We start from the raw sequence: 9211 nt of genomic DNA, 5'->3' as shown, positions 1-9211 counted from the left end.
TAACTGAAGACATTGACGGTGGATGGGCTGCAATGGGAATTAAAACCTCTACAGAGTTCACAGCGGGTTGCAAGCGTTGGGTTGAGTTGAGGTTATCGGATTGGAAGTGGAGGGCTGCCATATGATTGCCATCTCTGACATAGCGTTTTAAGGTATTTTTCTAGGGCGTATTGATGTTTCAACGTATTAACAATCATACGAACAACCTCATTCTCTCAGGTCATTTTCTTCTTGCCGATGGGTGATTTTTCGCCGATAAGCACTTGGTGATACACCAAACCAGCGTTTAAACGCGCGCCGAAAATTAGCAGAGTCGTGGTAATTCAGTAAGCTGGCAATTGCCTCGACCGATATTTGAGGGTCATGTAAATAACTACTGGCTTTCTCAGATAAAATCCGATCTCGAATCAGCCGGTAACTCGTGTTCTCTTTGACCAGACGTCTGGCCAGCGTACGCTTATTCATAAACAAGGCTGCAGCCAGATCCTCTTCACTCAGTTGCCCGAGCGGATAGGACAGCATGGCTTTTTGCACTTGGTAGGTGGTGCTGTGTTGTTGGGTCTTGAGCCGGTTGAGGATCATTTCGCATTGTTGCATCGCCAGCAGATAGCTATCGTGCTGCGCGGATGCATTGGCAATCAAGCACAACTCGGTCGGCACTCGGATCGACAGTTGTGGCTGATCAAACTGATAGGTACCGGCAAGATAATCCGCGTAACAGGCATGATGATCGGGGGCGGGATGGCTAAACTGAATCACCGCCTCGGTCAGCGGTCGTCCAACAATAAATTCGGCACATTCCGAAAAAATCACCGCAACAGTTTCGGACAGTAGCCGATGTACTGCATGACTCAAGGTCTGCTCAAAGAAAATCAAGCAGGTCGTCCACTCAGCATTGGTGTGTGTTTCGAGCCTAATCAAACTCATACGGGTCGGCAAAAAAGTTTGAAACGCTTGTAACACGGCCAATAAGTTCGGGCTGCTATTGATTAAAAAGCCCATCGAGCCATGTGTTGACGGCGTGAGCCGCTGCCCTAAACGCAAGCCAAACTGATCGGATGCGGACAACTCCAAGCTATTTTGTAAGATTTGAATCTGTTGGCTGGCCGTGATCATCGTGTCGTCACGCATCAGTTGTTCAGCGGTCAGCGTGGTGAATTTTAATAGTTTAGGTAGGTCACGCGCCTGCAAGTCCAGCTCTAGGCCAATCAGACGGGTATAGCTACAGGGGATATTAGCAGATTCACTTGTACTGGCGAGACCAGTCAGCAGACTTGGATGCAACATGGCTCAAACACCTCAATAACAGACCAGTATGAAAGAACATCGACTAGAAAAATGCAATCGACGATGGGGCTACAGCGCCATAATCGTCTTTTAATGACCCTATATTGTCAACAAGAGACCTGTAAGCAGTATGGATACATGTCTATTATGAGTAAAGAGGGATGGCTATTTTCATCGGCGTCACCAGCAACCGTATACCACACAGGAGTAGTAATAATGGGTCAAATTACATTGATCGAGTATGACGGTACCGCCACCGTACTTGACATCGAAGCGGGCAAGTCGCTGATGCAACTGGCTATCGATCACGGCGTATCCGGCATTGATGGAGATTGCGGTGGCGAATGTGCTTGTGGAACCTGTCATGTGATCGTTGACGGTGCTTGGCTGGCGGCGACAGGACAGCCCAATGACGAAGAGGCGCGCATGCTAGAGATGGTACCAGAAGGTACGGCGTCGTCTCGTTTGGCGTGCCAGATTCAATTGTCCGATGCAATGGATGGCATGGTGGTGCATTTGCCTGAGTTTCAAATGTAGTGACGGCAGATTTCAACAGCTGTTAAGCATCATCATTGAGGAATGAATCATGAAAAACATGCAAGCCACACTAAACCAAATTTCAGCCCTGCTGCCGATACCCATGCATTTACAAGTGAAAGGCATGCAGGTGTTCCAAAAGGTCAAGCAACGGGTGACACAGGCGCAACCGTTCCCTGATTTTGTAGAAAAGCCAATCCCCGATGTTGCCACGCTCAAGCTCGAAGACATCGATATGAGCAATCCGTTTTTATATCGACAGCATCAATGGCAGTCATACTTTAAGCGGCTACGCGACGAGCGTCCTGTTCATTACCAAAAAAGCAGTCCATTCGGTGCATTTTGGTCGATTACCCGTTATGACGATATTGTGTTCGTGGACAAATCCCACGAGCTGTTTTCGGCGGAACCGGTGATTGTGATTGGCAAGCCGCCCGCCGGACTGGATGTGGAAATGTTTATTGCAATGGATCCGCCTAAGCACGATGTGCAGCGTCAAGCGGTACAAGGTGTGGTCGCACCGAAAAATTTAAAAGAAATGGAAGGGCTGATCCGCAGTCGGGTACAAGAGATTTTGGATGATTTGCCGCTCGATACGCCGTTTGATTGGGTGGAGCGGGTGTCCAAAGAAATCACCGCACGCATGCTGGCGACCTTGTTAGATTTTCCGTATGAACAGCGGCACAAGCTGGTGTACTGGTCTGATACGTTGGCGGGCAGCGCAGAAGCCACGGGCGGTGAGATTAGCGACAACGATGTGCTTTTTAATGCCGCCGCTGATATGGCCAAGCAGTTTGCCGCGCTGTGGCATGCCAAGGCGGCTCAGCAAGCGGCAGGTGAGCCGATGGGATTTGATTTGATTAGCTTAATGCTGAGCAATGACGATACCAAGGATTTGATTCACCGTCCGATGGAGTTTTTGGGCAATTTGGCCTTGCTGATTGTCGGTGGGAATGACACCACGCGGAACTCCATGACCGGCGGGGTATATGCGCTGAACCTGTTTCCTGAGCAGTTTGTCAAACTGAAAAACCAACCGAGCCTGATTCCAAATATGGTGTCCGAGATCATTCGCTGGCAGACCCCACTGGCGTATATGCGTCGCATCGCCAAGCAAGACATCGAGATGCACGGCCAAACCATCCGTAAGGGCGACAAGATCTTAATGTGGTATGCCTCGGGCAATCGTGACGAGCGGGTGATTGAACAGCCAGATGCGTTTTTGATTGATCGTAAAGGTGCACGCAATCATTTGTCATTTGGCTTTGGTGTGCATCGCTGTATGGGCAATCGCTTGGCCGAGATGCAGTTGCGGATTCTGTGGGAGGAGTTATTGCTTCGCTTCGACAATATTGAGGTATTGGGTGAGCCAGAGTTGGTGCAGTCTAACTTTGTGCGCGGCTATGCCAAGATGATGGTCAAACTGACTGCCAAAGCGTAGGTATCAAAATAGGCGACAGAGGCATTTTGCAACTGTCGTCGGCAACAATTGATGCTGTGCATCAACCATGAACTGAGTGAATTCATATGCAAACAATCGTCATCATTGGCGCAAGTCATGCTGCGGCGCAGTTGGCGGCAAGTCTGCGGCCAGATGGCTGGCAGGGCGAGATTGTGGTGATCGGCGATGAGCCGTATTTGCCGTATCATCGACCGCCGTTGTCCAAGACCTTTTTATGCGGTGCACAACTGGTCGATGAGTTATTGATTCGGCCAGCCGCTTTTTATCAAAAAAATCAGATCGAATTTCGGCACGGGCGGGTGGTTGCGATTGATCGGGCAGCGCGCAGCGTGACACTACAAGATGGCAGTACGCTTGCGTATGACCAGTTGGCGCTGTGTACCGGTGCACGAGTCAGGACGGTGTCGCTGGCTGGGTCTGATTTGGCAGGTGTGCATTATCTTAGAAATATCAGCGATGTACAGGCTATCCAGCCATTTGTACAACCCAACGGCAAAGCAGTGGTGATCGGTGGTGGCTATATCGGTCTTGAAACAGCCGCCGCATTGACCGAGCAGGGCATGCAGGTGGTGGTCTTGGAAGCCGCCGAGCGGATTTTGCAGCGGGTAACTGCACCGGAAGTGTCGGACTTTTATACGCGGATTCATCGCGAACAGGGTGTGACGATTCATACCGGTGTGTCGGTCACGGCGATCACGGGTGAGGGGCGGGCGCAAGCGGTGCTGTGTGCCGATGGTTCGATGTTCGATGCAGATCTGGTGATCATCGGGGTCGGGGTTGTACCGAATATCGAGTTGGCGCTGGACGCGGGCTTGCAGGTGGACAATGGTATTGTGATTGATGAGTATTGCCGTACCAGTGCGCCAGAGATTGTGGCCATCGGGGATTGTGCCAATGCGTTTAATCCGATTTATCAGCGGCGGATGCGCTTGGAGTCGGTACCAAACGCCAATGAACAGGCCAAAATTGCCTCGGCGACCTTGTGTGGCTTACAGCGGACCTCGAAGAGTTTGCCTTGGTTTTGGTCAGATCAGTATGATCTAAAGTTGCAGATTGCGGGACTCAGTCAGGGGTATGATCAGATCGTGATTCGGGGTGATGTGCAGCAAAGGCGTAGCTTTGCAGCGTTTTATTTGCAGGCGGGTCGCCTGATTGCGGCGGATTGTGTGAATCGTCCGCAGGAGTTTATGCTAAGCAAAAAGCTGATCACGGCTGGTACGGCGGTCGATCCACTGCGGTTGGCGGATGAGTCGATTGCGGTACAGGCGTTGATGGGGTAGCTTAAAACTACATCAGGCTAGATTTGCATTACGCTGATTCAGATGTTAATCAGAATGGCATCGATAGATACCTGTGAGAGCAAGTCAGGTGCAGCTTTGGCTTTGTGTAATTCACCACCCGTGATCGCAAACACGATGGGTAATCCATACCCATCTACGGCAAGATGGATCTTACTTGTCTTGCTACCTCGACTTAAGCCAATCGCCTCCTGATCGTGAGTTGCAGCACGTGCATTATGTTGATGTGCCTTGACGTAATTGCTATCCATAACCCCTACTCTATATCAGAGTCAGTAGATAAAACCCTGAGTATGCTTTGGAAAAAACCTTTTGCTGACCAGTCGTTGTATCTTTTGTAGAGATTAGGCTGCTGACCAAACTCAGTCAGGAGGTAGGTCTAGCCATGGACATTTCACCCACATTCTGTAGAGCATGGCTTCTACGGTGAGCCGTAAATTTGGTTTGTGATCAATGTCCTGTTGCTTGAGCATAGGAGAAATCTTTGCTCAATGTTGGTCGTTCAGCATAAAGCGTGGCATGGTGGACTCGGATGGGGAGAGCTTTAATTCTCTGAGTCTGCCTCCAATTTGCAATCAATATTTTCAAACGTCAACACACTCTAATGTAAAAAAACTAACATTAAAAAAACACCTCTGCCAAAAGGTCTGGTAGCTATATTCGATGTCAAAGATGATCTGGCTCACCTGCTGCGTTGTTAACTCATTCTATCAAATTTTGAGGACAGGCTTGACATTTGGTCAATCGACCAATATATATTCAAAATATGCATTTGGTCATTTGACCAATACCCGTTGAATTCTTGTGTGATATTTGCTGTGCCTGACCAAGGTGAAAAATATTGCTCAAGGTCAAATGTGATAGCAGGTTTACAGACATTCGATGCCTTTACAAGGAAACTCTCGCCATGACTCATATGATCAATATCCAGCCACGTAAGCCGCGGTTTGATTTAAGTGATGTTCCAGTTTTTTGGAACGACGGTGACCCGGTGTTAACACGCTTCTTTGATGCACTTTCTATTCACTTCCCCGATGGAGAGCGTTTTTTTATTCAGTCGGTGCGTAACTATCAGGATCTGGTCACAGATCCTAAACTGAGAGAAGATATCAAAAACTTTTTTCGCCAAGAAGCGCAACATGGCATTGTGCATGACCAGTATAATGCGGTGATGCAGTCGCAAGGCATTCATGTCGAAAAGGTCATCGCAAGATTCAAATTATTTATTCGGCTCTCCCAAAAACACCTGCCCGCCAAGTATCTGTTGGCCATGACAGCTGCCTTTGAACATATTACTGCTGTACTAGGCGAGGGTGCTATGGAGGGTGAGGGTGAGATGTTCAAGAATGCTCATCCCGCAATGCGTGCCATGTTCATGTGGCATGGGGTAGAAGAAGTCGAACACAAAACAGTAGCCTTTGATGTTTACGAAACAGCGGCAGGTGGGGGGTATTTCACCCGCGCATCTGCTTTGATTATCGGAACGCTACTGGTACATGCGGTGGTTGGCTCAGTTCTTTGGCATATGTTGAAAATTGACAAACTACAAGGTCAGCCATTGGTGCTTGCTAAGGGATTTTATCGCCTCTATGGACCACGTGGCCTGATTACCAGACTTATTCCACGCTATCTGGACTGGTTTAAGCCAGGTTTCCATCCTAGCGACACCGAAATCCCAGAAAAGGTTAATTCTTGGCTGGCTGAATATGATAAGCATCAAGACCCTATGGAAGCGTCACGAATTGTTTTTAATGTCCCCATTGCAAAAGCTGTATAGATCAGGAGAGACCGTGAAAGACTCGACTCGACTTGACCAAGTCGAGTAACCTGTCTTATTGATATAATGTTATGAGTCAAACTATGTTGAGTAGTGAATCTACGCGAGTCGAAGTTGCTGACCGCGAGAGAGTATTAGCCGCTTCTGCCAAGCTGTTTCGAGAAAAGGGTTTTGAGCGTACCAGTGTGCGAGAAATTGCCAGTGCTTGTGGTATTCTTCCAGGCAGTCTGCATTACCGCTATCGTAGTAAAGACGATATTTTGGTTGATATGATGCGGCTTGCTATTGAGAGAACTATTTACAGGATTGTTGAGGCGACTTCCGCGATTCAAGATCCACTCAAAAAAATGCAATCGGCACTGCAGACACATGTCGATATCCTTATGTCGGGTGACGATATGGTTTATGTGTTGTTGTTTGAGTGGCGCTCGGTACATGGAGTCGCACGTGAGCAGATTATTGCTGAGAGAGACAGATACGAGCGATATTGGCAGACAATTCTTGATGATCTGCAGTCTTATGGTTGTATCCGAAACGATGTGGATGCAGATCTGTTAAGACTGATTGGGCTAGGAGCAATAAACTGGGCTGCCACTTGGTATAAAGAAAATGGTAAGTACAATCTTGAACAGATCGCGGATGCGATATGGCAGATGATGACAAGAGGCATCCTTAATCCAGATTTTCACGAAGAGGCAAAAAACCTGTGACCAACTATAAGACTCCATCCCGTATCACGCACGCCATCGGGAGGCATTGTGGCAGCTCCGCAATTCGTGATTTGCTCGAGTTTAATGGGCTGAATATTTCCGAGGCCATGTGCTTTGGATTAGGCTCAGGGCTTGGCGTGACCTATTTGGAAATGGCTGACGCCCCTGTGCCATTTTTAGTGCATGTGCGGTCTTTGGGGTTTGAAGCGCGCGTATTTGAAAGTATCGGTATACCCTTTGAGTGGCAAACCTTCGAGTCACCCGAATCGGCAGCCACCGCGCTGGAGAAATGTTTGGATGCGGGTCACCCCACCCTGTTGCTGACGGATATTTTTTATTTACCTTACTTCAACAGCAGCACGCACTTTCCCGGTCACGCCATAGCCGCTTGGTCGAGAAATCCAGAGACAGGTGCGGTATTTGTCACCGATACCGAGCGTCCGAGTGTTTTGTCGGTGACGCGAGAGGCACTGACCCGCGCACGTTTTTCTACACAGCCCCCATTTATTCACTATGGCAATATGTTCACGCCCACCGCGTTTCAAGGCGAAATTACCCCCGAGATGATTACCGGTGTCATCCATGACAACGCCAAGTCATTAGCTGTGAGTGGCATATCGGCACTGGAAACATGGCTGGCCGAACTGAGTCGTTGGGGAGCCACAGGCGATTGGCACTGGACGACCCGATTTGCCTACCAAATTATTGAAAAGCGTGGCACAGGTGGCGGCGGCTTCCGCAAAATGTACGCTGAATTCCTTGATGAAGCGGTTCACTATGACGCAAGTGTACAGCAATATCGACTGCCCCTGTTAATGAGGGCTTGCGAAAAAGCATGGACGGCATTAGCCATGTGTTTGAAGTCTGCCTCGGAAAGCACAAACTTTCCATATGCCGCCATTGAAGAGGCCATTGTGGCGGTGATGCAGGCCGAACGTAATTATACAGATGCCGCCCTTGCACTTTGAGACGTGCCGCTAATTTTTTCGCAATAAAATCAGCCAGCAATGGCGGGAGTTCAAAAATGGACAGTAATAACACGGCACACCTGACCATGGCTAAGGCGTTTTTTGGTACTAATCACCCTTTATTCAATATGTTCAATATTAGTGTTGGTGCAGTGAGCGATGGTCATGCCGAGATGACGATGCCCTTCTCTGAGCAACTCTCTGACCGTAAAGGCTCACTGCATCGAGGGGCTTTGGTGACGCTGCTGGATACGACTTGCGGCTTATCTATTTTTTCGTCATTGCGGTCGTTAGAGCCGATTGCCACTATTGATTTGCGTGTCGATTTTTTGCGACGTATTCCCTCTGCGGTAGGTTTAAAGGCGATAGTGGATTGCATTGGTAGAACCGATACGGTGGCCTTTATCACGGGCCGAGCGGTTGCAGAAGACAGTGGTGAGCTACTGGCTACTGTCACTGGTTCTTTCGCAATCGGCACGATGGGACCCTCTTTTGACAGCAATGAAGCGCGAGGCGAGTGATATGAGTATAGTAAATCAGATGAGCGCGGAAACACCCCCACTAAAATTGTGTGACGAGCCTTTTGTCGATTTTCTAGGTTTTCGTGAGGAAATGCAACATGGAGAAATACAGTACTTTATGGACTTTCGTGATTCGCATATCGGCAACCCGATGATTGGCACGTTTCATGGCGGCATTCTCGCGAGTTTTGGTGAAGTGGCCGCCGCCGCCTATCTTGCCCGTCAGCGTGGTGATAATGAGCTGCCCTTATGCTCCACGATGACCTTTGATTACCTGCGGCCAGCATTTATAGGTACGTTACAGGCAGTCCCCAGTATTGTTCGTGCGGGTCGGCGCATTACGACAGTATCGGTTCAGTTACTACTTGATGGCAAGTTGGTTTGTATCGGTCGATTCCTGTTTACGGTTAGCAGCAAATAAAATTGGAGCAAGCTCAGTTCAGGATGCCGACCCTGTTTTACTCAGAAAAATTTTCAATAGATAGACAAATAATATCAAATAGCTGGAACTACTACTGATACCGATACAGCGTTGGCGCAGAAATCCCAAACTCCTTCGCCAATGCTCGCTTGGTTTTGTAGTCGCCAGATTCAAGACGTTGATGCAGCAGAGCCACTTGTTCAGGAGTCAGTGACGGCTTACGGCCCTTG

Annotated in this window: 11 protein-coding genes; 8 read left to right on the top strand and 3 right to left on the bottom strand. The window is 48.8% G+C overall.

Features of this window, described 5'->3' with window-relative positions:
* Positions 1 to 207: 207 nt before the first annotated feature.
* Complete coding sequence (cypR, locus tag ACXM0J_RS18425; protein ID WP_005071493.1) at positions 208 to 1287, bottom strand: transcriptional regulator CypR; 1080 nt, start codon at positions 1285 to 1287, stop codon at positions 208 to 210.
* Between the two features lie 216 nt (positions 1288 to 1503).
* On the opposite strand from cypR, the gene ACXM0J_RS18420 reads away from it, so the two are divergent.
* From ACXM0J_RS18420 to ACXM0J_RS18410, 3 genes are all read left to right on the top strand, one after another.
* The gene (locus ACXM0J_RS18420; RefSeq protein WP_004658513.1) at positions 1504 to 1824 is read left to right on the top strand and encodes a 2Fe-2S iron-sulfur cluster-binding protein; all 321 of its coding nucleotides are present in this window, start codon (positions 1504 to 1506) and stop codon (positions 1822 to 1824) included.
* Between the two features lie 58 nt (positions 1825 to 1882).
* Positions 1883 to 3265: a cytochrome P450 gene (locus ACXM0J_RS18415; RefSeq protein WP_009516417.1), complete on the top strand. Its 1383-nt coding sequence runs from the start codon at positions 1883 to 1885 to the stop codon at positions 3263 to 3265.
* 86 nt (positions 3266 to 3351) lie between these two features.
* Complete coding sequence (locus tag ACXM0J_RS18410) at positions 3352 to 4566, top strand: NAD(P)/FAD-dependent oxidoreductase (RefSeq protein ID WP_001193555.1); 1215 nt, start codon at positions 3352 to 3354, stop codon at positions 4564 to 4566.
* 38 nt (positions 4567 to 4604) lie between these two features.
* On the opposite strand, the gene ACXM0J_RS18405 is transcribed toward ACXM0J_RS18410, so the two are convergent.
* The gene (locus ACXM0J_RS18405) at positions 4605 to 4835 is read right to left on the bottom strand and encodes an IS5 family transposase (protein ID WP_004656998.1); all 231 of its coding nucleotides are present in this window, start codon (positions 4833 to 4835) and stop codon (positions 4605 to 4607) included.
* A gap of 656 nt (positions 4836 to 5491) precedes the next feature.
* Between ACXM0J_RS18405 and ACXM0J_RS18400 the strand changes: the two genes are divergently transcribed.
* From ACXM0J_RS18400 to ACXM0J_RS18380, 5 genes are all read left to right on the top strand, one after another.
* Positions 5492 to 6361 carry a metal-dependent hydrolase gene (locus ACXM0J_RS18400; protein ID WP_000149466.1) on the top strand — a complete coding sequence of 290 codons (870 nt, stop codon included), beginning with the start codon at positions 5492 to 5494 and terminating at the stop codon, positions 6359 to 6361.
* Between the two features lie 83 nt (positions 6362 to 6444).
* The gene (locus ACXM0J_RS18395; protein ID WP_000952904.1) at positions 6445 to 7071 is read left to right on the top strand and encodes a TetR/AcrR family transcriptional regulator; all 627 of its coding nucleotides are present in this window, start codon (positions 6445 to 6447) and stop codon (positions 7069 to 7071) included.
* On the top strand, positions 7068 to 8039 hold the full coding sequence (locus ACXM0J_RS18390) for a BtrH N-terminal domain-containing protein (protein WP_000186299.1): 972 nt from the start codon (positions 7068 to 7070) through the stop codon (positions 8037 to 8039). Before ACXM0J_RS18395 ends, ACXM0J_RS18390 begins: the two co-directional genes overlap by 4 nt.
* Before the next feature lie 56 nt (positions 8040 to 8095).
* Positions 8096 to 8560, top strand: coding sequence for a PaaI family thioesterase (locus ACXM0J_RS18385; protein WP_000378064.1), 465 nt, complete (start codon positions 8096 to 8098; stop codon positions 8558 to 8560).
* Position 8561: 1 nt separating this feature from the next.
* Positions 8562 to 8981: a PaaI family thioesterase gene (locus ACXM0J_RS18380; protein WP_000029507.1), complete on the top strand. Its 420-nt coding sequence runs from the start codon at positions 8562 to 8564 to the stop codon at positions 8979 to 8981.
* A 91-nt stretch (positions 8982 to 9072) separates the two neighbouring features.
* On the opposite strand, the gene ACXM0J_RS18375 is transcribed toward ACXM0J_RS18380, so the two are convergent.
* The coding region (locus ACXM0J_RS18375) for a helix-turn-helix domain-containing protein (protein WP_135897992.1) at positions 9073 to 9211 on the bottom strand (139 nt) is incomplete at its 5' end.

The organism is Acinetobacter sp. GRABPA_MV_2, assembly GCF_056725885.1.
The sequence above is the reverse complement of the archived record's forward strand: the minus strand, read 5'-3'. Positions and strand labels throughout refer to the sequence as shown.